This window comes from Arthrobacter sp. MDT2-34-1 (assembly GCF_059091365.1).
Map to the genome: position 1 here is coordinate 1,552,869 of NZ_JBNHGO010000001.1, position 17,485 is coordinate 1,570,353.

Here is a 17,485-nt window from a genome sequence, read left to right on the forward strand (position 1 = left end):
TCCCCCGGCTGGCCACCGGTCCATGACCGTCAGCCCGGCCGGAGGGGCGCGGGGCAGCCGTCAGCCCGGCCGGAGGGGCGCGGGGCAGCCGTCAGCCCGGCCGGAGGGGCGCGGGGCAGCCGTCAGCGGGCGCGGGGCAGCCGTCAGCGGGCCGCAGGGCGCGGGGCGATCGGTGCCGGGATTTCGCGCGACCTGTCCCAGTCCAACGACCATCCCAGGTCGTCAAACAGGTGACTGAGCAGTATGGCGGTGAAGCCCCAGACCACCACTCCGTGGACCAGGAACGCGGGGCTGCGGAAGACCTGCCCGCCGCGGCGGAGCACCGACATCCGCCGGTTGGCAGGATCCAGCAGGTCGGCTACCGGCACACGGAAGACCTGCGCCGACTCGGCAAAGTCGACCACGTCGACCGGCGAGGGAGCGGCCCACCAGGCCAAGACCGGCGTCACCAAAAAGTTGCTGACCGACAGCGGGATGTCCGGAAGGACACCCAGGACTTCGACGCCGGCCGCGTCCAGGCCTGTCTCCTCGACCGCTTCGCGGACCGCCGCGGCGGCGGGTCCGTCGTCGTCGGGGTCGATGCGGCCGCCCGGAAACGCCACCTGCCCGGGATGCGAGGAGAGGCCCGCGGCGCGTTCCACGAAGAGCAGGTCAAGATCATCCGGGACGGCCGAATCGTGGAAGTGGGCCGGTGCGTCGTCCAGGGCGCCGAAGAGCAGGAGCACCGCGGCCGGGCGCGCCGTCCCCTGGTCAAGCGCGACGTCGTACCAGCGCTCCCGTTCGCGGACGGAGAGCCGCTGGTCCATCGGCAGCTCCACCAGCCGCTGCAGGTCCTGCTTGGCGCTCATCGTCAGGCTCCCAGCGGAAAGCCCGCTGCGCGAAGCTCCCGCCTCGTCTCCCCGGCCATCATCCGGGCCAGCAGTTCTTCGCGTCCCGGCGCGAGTTCATACTTCAGCAGTTTCCGCGCCTTCTCCGGGTCCACCTCTCCCTCGCCGTAGGACGGGCACCATTGGGCGACGGGACAGGCGCCGCACGCCGGCTTCCGGGCGTGGCACACCCGGCGGCCGTGAAAAACAACACGGTGCGAGAGCATGGTCCAGTCCTTGGGCTCGAACAGCTCCGCAACATCAAATTCCACCTTGACCGCGTCGGTCGACCCGGTCCACCCAAAGCGGCGGGACAACCTGAGGAAATGCGTATCCACGGTGATCCCCGGGATCCCAAACGCATTGCCCAGCACCACATTCGCCGTCTTTCGGCCGACGCCGGCGAGCTTGACCAGGTCGTCCAGGTTTCCCGGAACCTCGCCGTCGAATTCGTCGACGATCTGGTTGGCCATCTTCAGCAGGCTCTGGGACTTGGCCCGGAAGAAACCCGTGGGCTTGATCAGCTCCTGCAGTTCGGCCTCATCGGCTGCTGCGAGGGCGCGGGCGTCCGGGTAGCGCTGGAAGAGCACCGGAGTGGTCATGTTGACCCGGACGTCGGTGGTCTGCGCGGAGAGGATGGTCGCCACCAGCAGCTCGAAGGGGTTGGAGAAATCCAGTTCCGCCACCGCATACGGGTAGTGTTCGGCGAGCTCCTTGTTGATCCGCCGGGCGCGGCGTTTGCGCGCCAGCAGGGACTCTTCGGTCTTGCGCCGGCGGGTGGCCGGCGCCCGATCAGGCACGCTCAATGTTCGTCAGGTCCCTCAACACGCCCACCCGGCCGTCCGTGTGCTGCACCAGAAATTCGTCGCCGCGGTCCTGCAGCGCCAGGATCCACGACCCGGGCTCCACCGTGAACATGACCTGGCCGGTGTTCTCGTCCAGCACCGGGCGGGTGCGCCCGACGGCGAACCAAAAGGCCTCGTATTCCCCTTCGGCTTCCTCGTCCTCGTAGTGTTCCCTGGTGGCGCTGATGGGAGCAGACGCCGAGGCAGCGTCGGCGCCGGCGCGGGCGGTTACCTTCTCCCCGACCGACGGCATGGCCGTGGTGGCTGCTGTCGTCGTCTGGTCGCCGGCGGCGGGTGTGGCGGCACTGGCTCCGGCCCCGGTGGGCTTGGCGGCTGCACCGCCGACGGCCGCACCGGCGGTCGGCTTGGCGGCTGCACCACCGACGGGCCCGCCGGCGGGAACGGCCGACTGGTCCTGCCGTTCGGCTGCGCCATGCTCGCCTGTGCCGCCGGGAAGATCCGCGGCCCCGGTGCGGCCCGTTGTGGCAGGCTCCCGGGATTGCCGGCCGCCGGCGGACGCGGCAGATCCGCCCACCACAGTTCCGGCGGAGTAGCCGACGTCCGTGGCCACGCCGCTCGCCGAGGACGCGGCGGCGCGCGCCGTTGCGGATCCGCTCGCATCGGCGGTCACGGGGATGCCGACGGCCTCACCGTCTGCCGCCCCCGGCGACAGGGAATCGTCCGGTTCAAGGTCCTCGGCCCGCTGCGTGCTGATCGGGCTGGCGTCGGTGTCCCGTCCCGACGCGATCGTCGCGGTGCCGGTGCCGGTGCCGTGTTCCGGCGAGTTCATGGCGTGGGCGGCCGCGGCGGCGCCTGCCACTCCGGCCGCTCCCTTACCCGAGGGTGCAGCGAACTGCCCGGTGGAAGGTTGTTGCGCTCCGGCGTAGTGTGCGCCGGACGGAGCAGGTGCTGCGGACCCGGCGGGGACCCCTGCGCCGCGCGCTTCCGCCGCCTCGTCAATCCGGACGGCACCTGCCCTGGCCGTTCCCTGGCGGGCGGCTCCGCTGTGGCCGGCCGGTTGTCCGACCCCCGTCTGGTTCGCGCCGGGCTGGTTCGCGCCGGGCTGCCCGGTGGCGGGCTTGGGTTGCTTGGGCCGGGGTGCAGCCGGAACAGCGTCGCGCGCCACGGGGTGGGCGACGGCCTCGGGACGGCCGGCGAAATCGACGGCAAGCTGCGGAATCCAGCGCGCGCAAACGGTTCCCGCAAAGAGCACCACCGCGCCGATGAATCCGATGACTCCGCTCACGCTGAAGACGGTAACGATCGTCAGGAAGTAGAACGCCAGCGCCAGCGAAGCGACCACCGAGGCGAATTGGTCGACCGACAAAGAGCCCACCCGCAGCGGCGTCTGCGGGGCCAGCCGCCGCACGACAAACAGGACCAAGACCACCGCCGGAAGCAGGATGCCCAGCCCCAGTTGGAACAGGCCGCCTGAATTCCATAGGTTCACGCCGATGCCTTGGAGAACTTGCAGGGGCATCACGGACGAGAGGAAGAGCAGGACGATGCCGGCGCCCACCACCATGTCTCGCACGGTGAACGGGCCGGCCACCGCAGTTTCTGCCGTGCCGTGGGTCTGGGAGCTCTGGGACATCTTCGATCCTCCGGTCGTTTACGGTTGCAGCGCGGGCCGGGCCCGCCGTGGGTCGTTGCGGGTTGCACCGCGGGCTTGGGCCGCCGCGCAACCTTCTGGCGCTGGTCTCAGCGTAGTCAAGGAACCCACCCTTCACTAGCCGGATTCCCGCGGGCGACGGCGCCACCGGGTGCCGTTCACCGCAGATTCACCTCCATTTACATCGTGCAGTGTGACGCTCAACACCGCCGGCGGCGCACAAAGGATTAGGCTGGCAAGCAGCAGGTGCGCCCGGCTGACAAGCCGGGGGCACGCCAATGACCCAGCACGACGAAGGGGCCCCCACATGTCTGAAGCCAACGGAACGCAGTCGACCGCCGCCACCGGCGACGCCCTGGAAAACCTGCTCCACGAGAAGCGTAGATTTGCGCCCAGCGCTGAATTCGCCGCCGCAGCCGTAGCCAAACAGGACGTTTACGCAGACGCAGAGGCGGACCGCCCGGCTTTTTGGGCCAAGCAGGCCCGCGAGGTCCTCTCGTGGGACACGGACTTTAGCCAAGCGCTGGACTGGTCGGACGCCCCGTTTGCCAAGTGGTTCGTCGGCGGCGAGCTGAACGCGGCCTACAACGCGCTGGACCGGCATGTGGAGAACGGGCTGGGCGACCGGGTGGCGATCCACTTCGAAGGCGAGCCCGGCGACACCCGCACGTACACCTACGCCCAGTTGACCGAGGAGGTAAAGAAGGCCGCCAACGCCTTCGAATCCCTGGGCGTAACCAAGGGCGACCGGGTCGCCGTCTACCTGCCGATGATCCCGGAAGCCGTGATCACCATGCTGGCCTGCGCCCGGATCGGTGCCGTGCACTCGGTGGTGTTCGGCGGCTTCTCCGCCGACGCGCTGCGCTCCCGCGTCGACGACGCCGAAGCGAAGCTGGTGGTCACCGCCGACGGCACCTGGCGCCGCGGCAAGCCGTCGCCGCTGAAGCCCGCCGTGGACGAGGCCCTCTCCGCCCCCGGCCACACGGTGACCAACGTGGTGGTGGTCAAGCGCAACGGCGAACCCGTCGACTGGCAGCAGGGCCGCGATGTGTGGTGGGCGGACACGGTGGAGGCCGCGTCGGCGGAGCACACGCCCGTGCCGCACGACGCCGAGCACCCGCTGTTCATCCTCTACACCTCCGGCACGACCGGGAAACCCAAGGGCATCCTCCACACCACCGGCGGCTACCTGACGCAGTGCGCCTACACCCACAAGGTGGTGTTCGACCTGAAGCCGGAGACGGACGTGTTCTGGTGCACCGCGGACATCGGCTGGGTCACGGGCCACTCCTACGTCACCTACGCTCCGCTGATCAACGGCGCCACCCAGGTGATGTACGAGGGCACCCCCGATTCCCCGCACCAGGGCCGCTGGTGGGAGATCGTGGAAAAGTACAAGGTCTCCATCCTCTACACCGCCCCGACAGCGATCCGCACCATGATGAAGTGGGGCGAAGAGATCCCGGCCAAGTACGACCTGTCCTCCATCCGGGTGCTCGGTTCGGTCGGCGAACCCATCAACCCGGAGGCCTGGATGTGGTACCGGCGGGTCATCGGCGGCGATAAGGCCCCGATCGTGGACACTTGGTGGCAGACCGAAACCGGTGCGCACATGATCGCCCCGCTGCCCGGAATCACCGCCGCCAAGCCCGGCTCCGCGCAGGTCGCGATCCCCGGCATCGCCATCGACGTCGTGGACGAACTTGGCGACTCCGTCCCGGACGGCCACGGCGGCTACCTGGTGATCCGCGAGCCCTGGCCGGCCATGCTGCGCGGCATCTGGGGCGACCCGGAACGGTTCAAGGAGACCTACTGGTCCCGCTTCGAGAACATGTACTTCGCCGGCGACGGCGCCAAGAAGGACGAGGACGGCGACATCTGGCTGCTCGGCCGGGTCGACGACGTCATGAACGTCTCCGGCCACCGCCTCTCCACCACCGAAATCGAATCGGCGCTGGTCTCCCACCCCGCCGTCGCCGAGGCCGCCGTCGTCGGCGCCAAGGACGAAACAACCGGCGAGGCTGTCGTGGCGTTCGTCATCCTGAGAGGAGGCGCGGCGGAAGAGCCGGACATCGTCGCCACGCTACGCGCCCACGTCGGCAAGGAAATCGGACCCATCGCCAAGCCGCGCACCATCCTGGTGGTGCCGGAACTTCCCAAGACCCGCTCCGGCAAGATCATGCGCCGCCTGCTCAAGGACGTGGCCGAAGGACGCGAGGTCGGCGACGCCACCACCCTGGCGGACAACACCGTCATGCAGCAGATCGCGACCTCGCTGAAGGCCTGACGCCCGGACAGTCGGCTGATGCCGTGGCCCTCCCGCCCCTGGCGGCGGGCGGGCCACGGCATCACACCGCGAGGCCAGGACGCCCCGCTGGAACAGGTCAGCTCCCCCGAGACGCGATTGAGGCATAGTAAAAGGCATGACTGCAGATATCCCCGGCACCCGCCGTGTTTTGATCCTCAACGGCCCCAACCTGAACCTGCTGGGCACGCGGGAACCGGACGTCTACGGCACCGCCACGCTGGCCGACGTCGAGCGGCTCGCCACCGACGCCGCGGCCGCCCGCGGCTGGACCGCCGAGTGCGTGCAGTCCAATCATGAAGGGGAGCTGATCGACGCGGTCCACGCCGCCCGCGGCACGGCCGATGCGATCGTCATCAATCCCGGCGGCTACAGCCACACGTCGGTGGCACTGCGCGACGCCCTCTCCGGCGTGGCCCTCCCGGTGGTCGAAGTGCACATCACCAACATCCACCGGCGTGAAGAGTTCCGCCACCACTCCTACATCTCCGGCATCGCGGACGCCGTCATCGCCGGTGCGGGCATCACCGGCTACCGGCTGGCGGTCGAATACCTCGCCGAGGCCCTGTAGCGGGAGGGCCGCGGCGACGATGGGTGGACAGCGAGGAGACACCGCCGGCTGGTACCGGAACTTCGGCCTGCACGAGGCCGCCGGCCAGTCCCCGGTGTACGTCGAATGGGCCCTGGGCATCAGCGACGATCCCGAGGTCCTGGCGCTGATCGATGCCCTGCCCGCCTCGAAGCGCCAGCCCAACCTGATCCTGGCGGCCGCGCGCTCCCTTGGTGCCGGCGCGACGGAGTACGCGGCCTTCCGAGACTTCCTGCTGTCGCGGTGGGACTCGGTCCGGGACGTGGCACTGGCGCGCACCACGCAGACGAATGAACCCGGCCGCTGCGCCGTGTTCCTGCCGTCCCTGGCGGCCATCGCCGCCTCCGAAGCCAAGCCGCTGGCGCTGATCGAGGTGGGCGCCTCGGCGGGGCTGTTGCTCTACCCCGACCTGTACCGCTACCAGTACGACGGCGGTGCGGTCCCCGCGCCGCGGTCCTGGCCTGCCGCCGGGGCCGGGGCGGAAACGGCGCCCTCCGGGGCTGCGGCGGAATCGGCGTCCGCGGGGGCCGGGGCGGAAGCCACGCCCGCCGGCGGTGAAGCGCAGCCGCCGCTGCTGGAATGCTCCACCTCCGGCCGGCCGCCGCTGCCCGAGTCGTTGCCCGAAGTCTGCTGGCGCGCCGGAATCGACCTGAATCCGCTGGACATTGGCGATGCCGACGACGTCGCCTGGCTCGAGGCCCTGATCTGGCCGGGGCAGGAGTTCCGCATCCGTCGGCTGCACCAGGCCATCGAGGTTGCCCGCCGCACACCGGCCCGGCTGGTGGCCGGCGACCTGACCGAGCAGCTGCCGGCACTGGTGGCCCGGGCGCCCGGGGATGCCGCCGTCGTCGTCTTCCATTCGGCAGTGCTGGCCTACCTGCCCGAGCCGGACCGTCGGCGGTTCCGCACCCTGGTGGAGGGGCTCATCCGTGAGCGGGGCGTGCACTGGCTCGCGCACGAAGGTCCCGGCGTGATGCCGCTGCCGGATGGTGACTCCGGCATTCCCGGCCTGGACGACCGGACCCGCCGGGGCCGCTTCCTGCTTTCGCACAACGGGCGCCCGGTGGCGGTCAGCGGCCCGCACGGCCAGTTTCTGGACTGGCTACCGCAGGAGAGCCGCTAGCGGGTCACGCATTGGCCGGCGGAGATCGTCTCCTGATAGCCGAGGGCTGCGTCGACGACCGGCTGGACCTCCGCCAGGGTCAGGGCGTAGCCCACCGGCACGTCCTCCGTGGACTTGGCGAAGACCACGCCGGCCACGTTTCCGTCCGCATCAAGCAAAGGTCCGCCGGAATTGCCCTGCTGCACGTTCGCCGCCAGTGTGTAGACCTCGAGCGACGACGGGTCCGCACCGTAAATGTTCTGGACCAGCACCTGCGAACGGCCCTGCACGGTGGCCGGCTTGCTCTGGAAGGGACCGCCGGCCGGGTAGCCCTGGAACGCCGCCAGGTCGCCTTCGGACAGTTCGCCCGCCAGCGGCAGCGGCCGCACGTCCAAGCCGTCCACGGCCAGGACGGCCAGGTCGCGCACCGGGTCGAAGAACACGACCCGTCCGGGCAGCACCCGGCCGTCGGGGATCTCCACCACCGGTTCGTTGACGCCGGCCACCACGTGGGCGTTGGTCAGCACGCGGTCCGGGGCCACCGCAAAGCCGGACCCGGTCTGGTTCTGCCCGCATTGGAAGGCCGTCCCCGCGATCCGCAGCACGGAGGCCGCCGCCTCGTTCAGGGCCGCGGTATCGGTGCTGGCATCGGGAACCGGCGCCGACTCCTGCGGCACCTGCGGGTCGAGGACCAGCGGGATGCCGTCCGCAACAACGATCGAGCGCACCTGCGCCGCCCACGCCTTCACCGGATCCGGGGTGAGGTTTTCGATCGACGCGATCACCTTGGACGCGGCTATCTGCTGCGAGATGAACGGCACGCCCATGGTGCCCAGGCTGAACGCCAGCATGGAGATAACCAGCGCGGTCACGGCGAGATTCATCAAGCCGCCCAGCAGCCGGTCCAGCGGCCGCAGCGGCGGGAAGTCCATCCGGCGCCGGATGGCCGCGCCGATACCCGTTCCCAGGGCGTGCCCGAGCACCACGAGCAACATGGCCACGGCAATGGCTGCGGTCAGCCGCCAGGCGCTGTCGGGGACCCATTCACTGACCAGGGGGATGGCGAAGAAAGCTGCCACCGCTCCCAGGGCGATGCCGGCGATGCCGCCGAGGGTGAGCAGGAACCCCTTGCGCAGACCTGAGACCAGGTACGCCAAGAGGATCAGCAGCAGGACAACGTCCAGGATGGTCAGGCCGAAAATCACTCATTCTCCGTTGCGGTGGGATGTGCATCAGTCTAGGCGGTCCGCCCGCGGGAATTATTAACCGCCGTTACGGGTTGTCACCTCCGGCAGCCCGTGCCGGTGCTCGATGCCGGCGCTTTCCTCCTCTGGGAGCGAAAAGCCTTGTGGAAGATGTCACACGGGCTTTACATACGGCAAAATGGAGAACAGTGCCCCCACGGGAGAGCAGCTTGAACCCCAGCCAAACAGTACTAACTTGGAGAATTCATGGACGTAGAGATCCTTCGCCGCGCACCTCTTTTTGCCACTCTTGACGACGACGTTTTCGCCGCGCTGACCGACGAGCTGACCGAGGTCGACCTGTCCCGCGGCGCATCGGTGTTCCGCGAAGGTGACCAGGGCGACCAGCTCTACTTCATCGTCTCCGGCAAGATCAAGCTGGGCCGCACCGCTGCCGACGGCCGCGAGAACCTGGTGGCCATCCTCGGCCCGGGCGAGCTCTTCGGTGAGATGGCCCTCTTCGACCCGAGCCCGCGCAGCACCTCGGCGACCGCCGTCTCCGAGACCCGCCTCGCCGGGCTGAAGAACGAGAACCTGCGTGGTTTGCTGGAGACCCGCCCCGAGGTGTCGGCGCAGCTGCTGCAGGCTTTGGCCCGCCGCCTCCGCCGCACCAATGACTCGCTGGCCGACCTGGTCTTCTCCGACGTTCCCGGCCGCGTAGCCAAGGCCCTGCTGGACCTTGCCGACCGCTTCGGCCGCCCCGCCACGGACGGCATCCTGGTGGCACACGAACTGACGCAGGAAGAGCTGGCCCAGCTGGTCGGCGCCTCCCGCGAAACCGTCAACAAGGCGCTGGCCGAGTTCGTTCAGCGCGGCTGGCTGCGCCTGGAAGCGCGCGCGGTAGTCATCCTGGACATCCAGCGGCTGCGCCAGCGTTCGCGCTGATCTTCGCCACATAAGTACGACGGCGGGGGCTCACCGATGGTGGGCCCCCGCCGTCGTCGTGGCTTGAAATGGTGGGTGCCGTTGACCGTCCGGCACGGGCCCATCGGGGCTGGGTCCGTGTTGGCGGAGCGGCTCAGCGTCCCCGCGGGGCGGCACCGCCTTCGGTGGCCGCGTTGGCCGCGACCTCCAGCATGGGCACGCCGTCAACCTGGATCAGTTCCGGGTGGTAGAGCCGCTGGGGGCGCTTGTGCGAGAGGTAGGCGATGCAGCCGCGGGCGCCGGCGATCTTCTCCACGATGATTTCCACCGCGGGCGAGGTCACCTCGCTGAACGTCAACCCGCGGGTGTCGGGCTGGTCCACCAGATCGCCCAGTGTCGTGGTCGTCCGCCCCGCCACCAGCTCCTGCGCCGGCAGCCAGGAGGCCCACACGCCCTTGCTTTCCAGCAGGGACGGCCGTTGATTGGCCGGCTGGGCCGCAGCGAAGTAGCGCGTGTCGAAGCGGCGATGGGCAAAATCGGGGCTGAGCCAGTGGGCCACGGGTTTGAGCAAGTCGGTGCGGACGCCGAGTCCGCGCTTGCCGAGCGCTTCGCCGAAGGACACCTCCTGGGCGGCGACGGCCTCGCGGGTCCGCATCCAGTCGGCGCCGGAGGTGGACTCCGGCAGGGTGGATTCATCCGGACCGGCCAGCAACACGCCCGTTTCCTCGAACAGCTCGCGGATGGCCCCCACGACGTGGGCGTGGGCCAGGCGGTGGTCGTCCAGCCCGAGCATCTCGGCCCATTTGCTCGGCGAGGGGCCGTACCAGGTCACCGGGTCGCCGTCGCTCTCCTCCACGCTGCCGCCGGGAAAGGCCACCGTGCCCAGCGGAGAGGAGCCCGACCGGTAGCCGAGGTACGTTTCCGTGCCGGCCGCGCCGTCCCGAACGAGGACGACCGAGGAGGCCATCCGGGGCTTGCGCGGCGTACGTTCCCCGTGGTGGAACCAGCTGTGGGCCGCGCCCAGCTGGTCCGGTACCACGGGGAAGAGCCGCTGCTCCTCGCGCAGCGGACTAGCTGAATTCGGCAATCAGTTCTACCTCGACCGGCGAATCCAGCGGCAGCACGGCCACGCCGACGGCGGACCGGGCATGCGCGCCGGCCTCGCCGAGGACCTGCCCCAGCAGCTCGGAGGCGCCGTTGATCACACCCGGCTGGCCGGTGAATGCCGGATCGGAGGCCACGAAACCGACGACCTTGACCACCCGGGTGATCCGGTCCAGGTCACCGATGACGCTCTTGACCGCTGCCAGGGCATTCACGGCGGCCGTCGCGGCGAGGTTTTTCGCCTCGTCGGCACTGACCAGGCCGGCACCGTCGCCCACCTTGCCGGCGGCCGGAAGTTCGCCGTTGACGAACGGCAGTTGCCCGGAGGTGTACACATAATTCCCGGAGACGACCGCCGGGACGTAGGCGGCCACCGGAGCTGCCACGTCCGGCAGGGACAGTCCCAAGCCGGCCAGCCGCGCTTCGACGGTGGACTTCCGGGCTTCAGTGGTTTCCGTCATGGCTACTGCTTCTCCCGCTTCAAATAGGCGACCGGATTGGTTCCGTTCGGGCCGGGGAACACCTGGACGAGCTCCCAGCCGTCCTCCCCCCACTGGTCAAGAATCTGCTTGGTCGCGTGGATAATGAGCGGAATTGTCGCGTATTCCCATTTGGTCATAACTCAAAGGGTAGCGCTTGCTTGTAAACTGAACCCCATGGCCGCTCGCAAATCCCCCTTCTTCGACACTGCGACCACCCTAGGCAAAGTTGTTGGCTTCCTGGGTATCAGTGCGCTCTGCGGCGTGCTCGCAGCCGGTCTGCTGGTTCCGGCCGCAGCCGTGGCCGGTGTCGGGGCAACCTCATCGATCGAATACTTCGACCAATTGCCGGACGAACTGCAGACGCAGCCGCTGTCCCAGCCGTCGCGGATCCTCTCCGCCGACGGCAAGCTGATTGCCACGTTCTACGCCGAAAACCGCGTCCCGGTGACCCTGGACAAGGTCTCCCAGCACATGCAGGACGCCATCATCTCCATCGAGGACGTTCGTTTCTACGAACATAACGGTGTGGACCCCCAAGGCATCATGCGCGCCGCGGTGACGAACATGGCCGGCGGGGACCTGCAGGGCGCGTCGACGCTGACCATGCAGTATGTGAACAACGTGCTGATCGACGCCGGCGCTTCCGCGGGCAAGGGGGCCGAAGAGCTGACCATCAGCGGCACCAAGGACATCGGCGACAAGCTGCGCGAGGCGAAGCTGGCCATCGCCGTCGAAAAGGAATTCAGCAAGGAAGAAATTCTGCAGGGCTACCTGAACATCGTGTTGTTTAGCGGCCAGGTCTACGGCATTGAAGCCGCTGCGAAGACCTTTTTCGGCGTTCCGGCGTCCAAGCTGAACATCCAGCAGTCGGCCATGCTGGCCGGCATGGTGCAGTCGCCCAACTACTTCAATCCGGTGAACAACCCGGAAGCCACGCTGGAGCGCCGCAATACGGTCCTGGCCGCCATGCGCAACGCGGGCAAGATTACCCAGGCGGAGTACGACGAAGCCGTTGCCAGCGACCTGGGCTTGAATCTCAAGCCGGTACGGTCCGGCTGTGTCGCGGCAAACTTCGCCGACTACTTCTGCAGCTACGTGCAGCACGCCATCATGCAGTCCGACGCGTTCGGTGCGGACTCCACCGAACGGGCGAAGCTTTTGGCCCGTGGCGGCCTCACCATCAAGACGACGCTCGACTCCCGCCTCCAGAAGGAAGGCCAGAAGCAGATCGAGCAGGAAGTCCCGGTGGGCGACGAGTCCGGCGTCGGCTCGTCCATGGTCTCGATTGAACCGGGCACCGGCAACATCCTGATGATGGCCCAGAACACCAACTACAGCCCCGAAGACGGCGCGGCCAATACGGAGCTGAACTACAACGTCGACGCCGATATGGGCGGCGGCAACGGCTGGCAGCCCGGCTCCACGATGAAGCCCTACACCATGGTCGCCTGGCTCGAAGCGGGCAAGGCGCTCAACGCGTCGGTCGACGCGCGCCGGACGGAGTACCCGGCGCAGTACAACTGGAACGCGAGCTGCCTGCCCCCGGACGCGTGGTTCAGTGAGTGGGACTTCCAGAATGCGCTGCCAGGTTTCGAGCGGACCATGACCGCCAGCCAGGGCCTGACGTGGTCGATCAACTCCGCTACCGCAGCCATGGCCGCGCAGCTGGACCTCTGCGACATCCGGGATGCGGCAACGCGCCTCGGCGTCCGGACGGCGACGGACAAGGAACCGATCAGCATTGAGCACCCGTCCTTCATCATCGGCACGACCAACGTGTCCCCGATGACGATGGCGGCTTCGTTCGCGGCGTTCGCCAGCGGCGGCGTGTACTGCAAGCCGATCGCGCTGACCTCCGTGACGGATGCCCAGGGCAACGAGTACGAGGTGCCGAAGAAGTCCTGCGAACGGGCGATCTCGGAGGAAGTAGCTGCTGCCGTCAGCGTCCCGCTGGAGAACCTGGTCAACCTGCAGCTGGGAGGAATCCATCCGATTGGCGTTCCCGCCGCTGTCAAGACCGGCACGACCGACAAGTCTGAGTACACCTGGACGGTGGGTTACACCAAGGGCATCTCCACTGCTTCCTGGGTGGGCAACCCTCATGCCTACAAATCGATCAACAACATCCCCATCAACGGCGTTACGCGCGACTACGTGGACGGTGCGACCATTGCCGGCGGGCAGTGGACCGATTACATGGAGAAGGTCGCCGGCCTGTACAAGACGGGCGAGTTCGGCTCCGCGCCGAGCAGCATGATGTATCCGCCCCGACCGGTCCAGACTCCGGCACCCGCCGAGTCGAACAACAACTCGAATTCCAGCAACAGCAGCGACGACGGGGATTCGGGCGGCGGCTCCGGTGACTCCGGCGGTTCCGGTGACTCCGGCGATTCCGGCGATTCCGGCAACGGAAACGGCGGAGGCAACGGCAACGGCGGGGGTAACGGAAACGGCGGAGGCAACGGCGGAGGAGGCAACGACTAACCGTGGACACTGACTTGTTGCGGGCACGGCTCCGGACCGCAGGCACGCTGGCCCTGGGGGCCACGGCTGCGGGCGGGGCCGCGCTCGTCTACGGCTCCGTTATCGAGCGGAACCTCTTCAAGGTCCGCGAAGAAACGCTGCCCATCCTGCCCGCCGGACGAGGCCCCCTGAAGATCCTGCACCTGTCCGACATCCACATGACTCCCGGGCAGACGCTGAAGCAGAGGTGGCTGCGGCAGCTGGCGTCGCTGGAACCGGACCTGGTGGTCAACACCGGCGATAACCTCAGCCATCACCAGGCCGTGCAGCCCCTGCTGGACTCGCTGGCACCGCTCATGGACGTTCCGGGCGTGTTCGTCCCGGGCTCCAACGATTACTACTCCCCAGTGATGAAGAACCCGTTCTCCTACCTCACCGGCCCCTCCTCTCAGCCCAAGGACTACGCGGAGCGTGAACTGCCGTGGCGCGAGATGCATGCGGCTTTCGGCACCGCGGGCTGGATCGACTTGACCAACCGGCACCAGTCCGTGGTGGTGGACCGGGTTCGGCTGGACTTCACGGGGGTTGACGATCCGCACCTGCAGCGCGACCGTTATTCGGGTTTCCCCAACGGTTCGACATCCGCCGATGAGGCCGCATTCCTGCGGATCGCGGTGGCCCACGCCCCGTACCAGCGGGTGCTGGACCGGTTCACTGCCGACGACGCCGACCTGATGCTGGCCGGGCATACCCATGGTGGCCAGGTCCGCTTACCCGGCTACGGGGCCTTGACCAGCAACTGCGATCTGCCCACGTGGCGCGCCCGGGGGCTGACGTACTGGGAGCACGAGGGGCGTAGCGTCCCGTTGAACGTGTCGGCCGGGTTGGGAACGTCGCGTCTGGCTCCGGTGCGCTTCGCCTGCCGCCCGGAGGCTGTGTTGCTGACACTGACACCGGCTAATCCGGCCGGCGAAGTCCCTGCCGAAGGCCGCCCCACCGGGCCCGGCCCCGGGCTCAGCTGAGCACAGAAGCACGCTTGTCCATCTGGTCTCACACCAGCTCTCGCCTTCTTCTGTGCAACCCGCAATGCATCTTTAGATGTGCCTGCGCGTCCGCCCGCTGAGACTTCCTCAGATGTCACCTGCGCGCCCGCCCGCTAAGACTTCCTCAGATGTCACCTGCGCGCCCGCCCGCTAAGACTTCCCCACCGGTGCCCTGCGCACCCGCCCGCTAAGACTTCCTCAGCTGCGCCCTGCGCGCCCGCCCGCGCCGAATCGCTAGGTCAGGCTTGGAGTGGTTGGGGTGGGATGTGGGTTTGCCAGTAGGAGTTGCGCAGCGGTTTGCGGCGCGGGTCGATGTAGTCCGGCGGGGTGAACCAGGGGATGCCGTGGACGACGTTGATCTCCCAGTTGCCTTGCTCGATCAGGTCGTGGTGGAGCAGGCAGAGGCACACCCCGTTGTTGACGTCGGTGCGGCCGCCGGCCCACCACGGGATGATGTGGTGCGCTTCGGTCCAGAACGCGGGCATGCTGCACCCCGGGAAGGCGCAGCCCTTGTCCCGGGCGACCAGTGCCCGGCGGATGGCGCGGTTGAAGAACCGTTGCGACCGGCCCAAGTCCAGGACCTCGCCCTCGGATCCCAGGACCGCCGGGATGATCTCGGCGTCGCAGGCCATCCGGCGCACCGTGGTGGCCGAGACGGGGCCGGTGAAGACCGCGTTGCCGCCGCCGGAGAGCAGCCCGGCCAGCTGGTCGTATCCGGTGGTGACGATCACTTGGGTGCGGTGCCCGCCCGAGTCCGGAAGCCTGCCGGTGTTCAGCGCGATCCGGCAGGCCCCGACCAGTCCCGCGAGCAGTTTCTGCGCCCGGGTGGCGTCATCCATCGCCTCCACCACGGTCGGATCCACACCGGCGGAACTATCGCTGCTGGCTTCGGCCCCGGAGGACAGTTCGCCCCTCGCGCCGGTTATGTAGCCGCGGTCACCCTCAGCGGCACCGGCTCCGCCCCTGCCTGCCTCCGTGGCACCGGCGCTGGGACCGGTGCCGGGAACATCGTGGTTACCGCCGCTGCTGGCCGTGCCGGCGACCGTGGTTCCGTCACTTTCGGTGCGGGACTCCCCAGAACCGGCCGGACCCGCCTTTGCGGTGTTGGCGTTGCCGGTTGCGTCTGCTTCACCTGTGTCCGTAGGGGTGCTGCCGGTGGCGGCGGTTTCGATGGCGTCGGGGCGGATCCGCGGGTTCGCGGCGCTGTTTATCACGGTGGCGAGGGCTTCGTACTGGGCGTCGGTGGTGTTGATGACGAACTGGTGCAGGCCGCGGCGCCGGCCCCGGTAGAACATGCCCTGCCGGGCCCGCAGTTCCTCTTGGGACGGTTCGGCACCGTCCTGGTCGACCGCCGTTTCCCATGTCCTGGCCACCATCACCAGGGTGTCCGCGTCGGCGTCCGCGGCCTGCCGGACCAGCGACGCTTCCATCGCCTGCAACGCCTCCGGAGTGCCGGCGTGGCGGGCCCGGTCCAGGGAATCAACCACCACGGCAGCGGCCGGGCCGCTGACCTTCCCGCCGGCCATGGCCTCGGCCAAGACCGGCAGTGCCGGAACACCCGGTTCCCCGTCCAGCCGCACCGGCGCTGTGATCGCCTTGCCGACCCGCAGCCGGCGCCGCGCCTCGACAATCCCGATTCCCAACCGGGAGCGCAGATACTCCGCCGTGTTCGCGAACTCCGTCTTGCGGCGGCGCCGCACCCGCTTGGACCCGGACCCCTCCGGGGCCGCTGCGTCCACGCCGCCGGTGCTGATCGCCGCCGCCGGGTCCGCCCACTCCCCCGCCCCCGCGGTGCCCGACGTGGCGGCACCGGGCTCTGCGCCGGCCCCGGCGCTTGCTCCGAGTCCTGACACCGTTGCATGTTCCCCGTTGGCGGCGATGTCCGCCCGCTCCACCGCGTGCGCGCCGACGGCCTGCAGGAACTCCACGAGCTTCGAAACACCCTCGACCGCCGCCACCGTGTTGGCCAGGTCCCGGGTAGACAGGGACCCCGACTCGGCGGGAAAACGGTCGGCAACATCCTGCAGCAGGACACACGCCTGGTCCAGAGATGCTTCCATCTCCCCGGTGCGTTCCAACGGTGCAAGAGCCATACCACAATTTTATTCGTACACAGATTCGATAGCCATCAAAAGGGCCCAGTGTGTAGGAGTAGTGCCCGAGGGCCGCGGTCCAAGCCGAAGCACAATGCTGGGGCGAAGCACGGCGCCAAGCCGAAGGACGGCGCCGCGATGCTACGTCGAAGCGGCCGTCTCCGCGTGCGCCTCGCGCCATTTGGACCAGCCGTACAGACTCAAAATTCCCAGCAGGACGGTGAACACGATGGAGTCCAGTGCAAAGAGGACCTGCGGGTTTGCGTTCGCTGCCAGTCTGGTCAGCCCCATCAGCGAGAGGGCGACGCCGATCCACCAGGCTTCGATGACACCGCGCGCCAGACCGAGGTACAGCAGCGGAGTCAGGAGGCTAACGACCGCCGCTTCAACAATGGCCCATGGGTCCGCCATGTGCATCAGCATCATGGGCAGCACGTCGATGCCGAAGAACAGCAGGACGAGCACGATCAGCCCGGCCGCGGCCAGCCAGTCGGGCCGCTGGACCGGATGGACAAGAACCCCGCCGGTCCTCGACCGTCGGCGCCACCGCCACCATCCGTAGGCGGCCACCGCAGGCAACACCAGGACGGCCAGGCTAAATGCGCCAGCCACGCCCATCAACACCATGGACAGGACCGGTTCCGCCAGCAGCACCAGCCAGCCGGCCGGTTTCCGCAGCACCAAGAGCAGGACGCCGGCCACCCGCAGCAGCGGAAAGAGCATTGACATCCACAGGAACACCCCGAAGCCGTTCGCGACGTCCGTCAGATCCATGCCCGCCCCCGTTGGTGAATGGTTCCGCACAGCCTAGCAAGCATCGGTTTCCCAACGCGTCGGCTCGGGCCGGGCCAACAGTGACCCGCGCCTCAACGC

At 68.5% G+C, this 17,485-nt stretch carries 15 protein-coding genes; 6 read left to right on the forward strand and 9 right to left on the reverse strand.

What is annotated here, in order from left to right:
• Window positions 1-143: 143 nt before the first annotated feature.
• From AC5RVV_RS07215 to AC5RVV_RS07225, 3 genes are read right to left on the reverse strand one after another with little or no spacing between them, the layout of a single operon-like run.
• Window positions 144-848: an NUDIX hydrolase gene (locus AC5RVV_RS07215; RefSeq protein WP_494000655.1), complete on the reverse strand. Its 705-nt coding sequence runs from the start codon at window positions 846-848 to the stop codon at window positions 144-146.
• 2 nt (window positions 849-850) lie between these two features.
• The gene (gene nth / locus AC5RVV_RS07220) at window positions 851-1,672 is read right to left on the reverse strand and encodes an endonuclease III (RefSeq protein ID WP_494000656.1); all 822 of its coding nucleotides are present in this window, start codon (window positions 1,670-1,672) and stop codon (window positions 851-853) included.
• Window positions 1,659-3,305 (reverse strand): hypothetical protein, encoded by a 1,647-nt coding sequence (locus AC5RVV_RS07225; RefSeq protein WP_494000657.1) that lies wholly within the window; start codon window positions 3,303-3,305, stop codon window positions 1,659-1,661. The genes nth and AC5RVV_RS07225 overlap by 14 nt, the downstream gene beginning before the upstream one ends.
• A gap of 325 nt (window positions 3,306-3,630) precedes the next feature.
• Here AC5RVV_RS07225 and acs point away from each other — a divergent pair, with 325 nt between their 5' ends.
• From acs to AC5RVV_RS07240, 3 genes are all read left to right on the forward strand, one after another.
• Window positions 3,631-5,610 (forward strand): acetate--CoA ligase, encoded by a 1,980-nt coding sequence (gene acs / locus AC5RVV_RS07230; protein WP_494000658.1) that lies wholly within the window; start codon window positions 3,631-3,633, stop codon window positions 5,608-5,610.
• Window positions 5,611-5,746: 136 nt separating this feature from the next.
• Entirely contained in the window at window positions 5,747-6,199 is a 453-nt protein-coding gene (aroQ, locus tag AC5RVV_RS07235; RefSeq protein ID WP_494000659.1) for a type II 3-dehydroquinate dehydratase, read from the forward strand.
• A 19-nt stretch (window positions 6,200-6,218) separates the two neighbouring features.
• The gene (locus AC5RVV_RS07240; protein WP_494000660.1) at window positions 6,219-7,340 is read left to right on the forward strand and encodes a DUF2332 domain-containing protein; all 1,122 of its coding nucleotides are present in this window, start codon (window positions 6,219-6,221) and stop codon (window positions 7,338-7,340) included.
• Here the strand turns inward: AC5RVV_RS07240 and AC5RVV_RS07245 are convergent.
• Window positions 7,337-8,521: a MarP family serine protease gene (locus AC5RVV_RS07245; RefSeq protein ID WP_494001302.1), complete on the reverse strand. Its 1,185-nt coding sequence runs from the start codon at window positions 8,519-8,521 to the stop codon at window positions 7,337-7,339. The two genes, AC5RVV_RS07240 and AC5RVV_RS07245, sit on opposite strands and share 4 nt — an antisense overlap.
• Window positions 8,522-8,770: 249 nt before the next feature.
• Between AC5RVV_RS07245 and AC5RVV_RS07250 the strand changes: the two genes are divergently transcribed.
• The gene (locus AC5RVV_RS07250) at window positions 8,771-9,448 is read left to right on the forward strand and encodes a Crp/Fnr family transcriptional regulator (protein ID WP_493966729.1); all 678 of its coding nucleotides are present in this window, start codon (window positions 8,771-8,773) and stop codon (window positions 9,446-9,448) included.
• A gap of 133 nt (window positions 9,449-9,581) precedes the next feature.
• Here the strand turns inward: AC5RVV_RS07250 and AC5RVV_RS07255 are convergent, their stop codons facing one another.
• From AC5RVV_RS07255 to sp36, 3 genes are read right to left on the reverse strand one after another with little or no spacing between them, the layout of a single operon-like run.
• The gene (locus AC5RVV_RS07255; protein WP_494000661.1) at window positions 9,582-10,514 is read right to left on the reverse strand and encodes an NUDIX hydrolase; all 933 of its coding nucleotides are present in this window, start codon (window positions 10,512-10,514) and stop codon (window positions 9,582-9,584) included.
• Window positions 10,498-10,992 (reverse strand): RidA family protein, encoded by a 495-nt coding sequence (locus tag AC5RVV_RS07260; RefSeq protein ID WP_494000662.1) that lies wholly within the window; start codon window positions 10,990-10,992, stop codon window positions 10,498-10,500. The genes AC5RVV_RS07255 and AC5RVV_RS07260 overlap by 17 nt, the downstream gene beginning before the upstream one ends.
• 2 nt (window positions 10,993-10,994) lie before the next feature.
• On the reverse strand, window positions 10,995-11,150 hold the full coding sequence (gene sp36, locus AC5RVV_RS07265; protein WP_493978079.1) for a Sp36 family protein: 156 nt from the start codon (window positions 11,148-11,150) through the stop codon (window positions 10,995-10,997).
• A 37-nt stretch (window positions 11,151-11,187) separates the two neighbouring features.
• Between sp36 and AC5RVV_RS07270 the strand changes: the two genes are divergently transcribed.
• A complete protein-coding gene (locus tag AC5RVV_RS07270; RefSeq protein ID WP_494000663.1) occupies window positions 11,188-13,497 on the forward strand; it encodes a transglycosylase domain-containing protein in 2,310 nt (769 codons plus the stop codon).
• Between the two features lie 2 nt (window positions 13,498-13,499).
• Window positions 13,500-14,498 carry a metallophosphoesterase gene (locus tag AC5RVV_RS07275; protein WP_494000664.1) on the forward strand — a complete coding sequence of 333 codons (999 nt, stop codon included), beginning with the start codon at window positions 13,500-13,502 and terminating at the stop codon, window positions 14,496-14,498.
• 260 nt (window positions 14,499-14,758) lie between these two features.
• On the opposite strand, the gene AC5RVV_RS07280 is transcribed toward AC5RVV_RS07275, so the two are convergent.
• Both AC5RVV_RS07280 and AC5RVV_RS07285 read right to left on the reverse strand, forming a co-directional pair.
• Window positions 14,759-16,612, reverse strand: a complete 1,854-nt coding sequence (locus AC5RVV_RS07280; RefSeq protein WP_494000665.1) for an HNH endonuclease signature motif containing protein — start codon at window positions 16,610-16,612, stop codon at window positions 14,759-14,761.
• A 141-nt stretch (window positions 16,613-16,753) separates the two neighbouring features.
• Window positions 16,754-17,386, reverse strand: coding sequence for a nicotinamide mononucleotide transporter (locus AC5RVV_RS07285; RefSeq protein ID WP_494000666.1), 633 nt, complete (start codon window positions 17,384-17,386; stop codon window positions 16,754-16,756).
• Window positions 17,387-17,485: the final 99 nt, after the last annotated feature.

Excerpts from the sequence above, each read along its gene's own strand:
- AC5RVV_RS07215 (WP_494000655.1), bottom strand. The coding sequence starts at position 848 with ATGAGCGCCAAGCAGGACCTGCAGCGGCTGGTGGAGCTGCCGATGGAC.
- AC5RVV_RS07225 (WP_494000657.1), bottom strand. The coding sequence starts at position 3,305 with ATGTCCCAGAGCTCCCAGACCCACGGCACGGCAGAAACTGCGGTGGCC.
- acs (WP_494000658.1), top strand. The coding sequence starts at position 3,631 with ATGTCTGAAGCCAACGGAACGCAGTCGACCGCCGCCACCGGCGACGCC.
- aroQ (WP_494000659.1), top strand. The coding sequence starts at position 5,747 with ATGACTGCAGATATCCCCGGCACCCGCCGTGTTTTGATCCTCAACGGC.
- AC5RVV_RS07240 (WP_494000660.1), top strand. The coding sequence starts at position 6,219 with ATGGGTGGACAGCGAGGAGACACCGCCGGCTGGTACCGGAACTTCGGC.
- AC5RVV_RS07250 (WP_493966729.1), top strand. The coding sequence starts at position 8,771 with ATGGACGTAGAGATCCTTCGCCGCGCACCTCTTTTTGCCACTCTTGAC.
- AC5RVV_RS07260 (WP_494000662.1), bottom strand. The coding sequence starts at position 10,992 with ATGACGGAAACCACTGAAGCCCGGAAGTCCACCGTCGAAGCGCGGCTG.
- sp36 (WP_493978079.1), bottom strand. The coding sequence starts at position 11,150 with ATGACCAAATGGGAATACGCGACAATTCCGCTCATTATCCACGCGACC.
- AC5RVV_RS07270 (WP_494000663.1), top strand. The coding sequence starts at position 11,188 with ATGGCCGCTCGCAAATCCCCCTTCTTCGACACTGCGACCACCCTAGGC.
- AC5RVV_RS07280 (WP_494000665.1), bottom strand. The coding sequence starts at position 16,612 with ATGGCTCTTGCACCGTTGGAACGCACCGGGGAGATGGAAGCATCTCTG.
- AC5RVV_RS07285 (WP_494000666.1), bottom strand. The coding sequence starts at position 17,386 with ATGGATCTGACGGACGTCGCGAACGGCTTCGGGGTGTTCCTGTGGATG.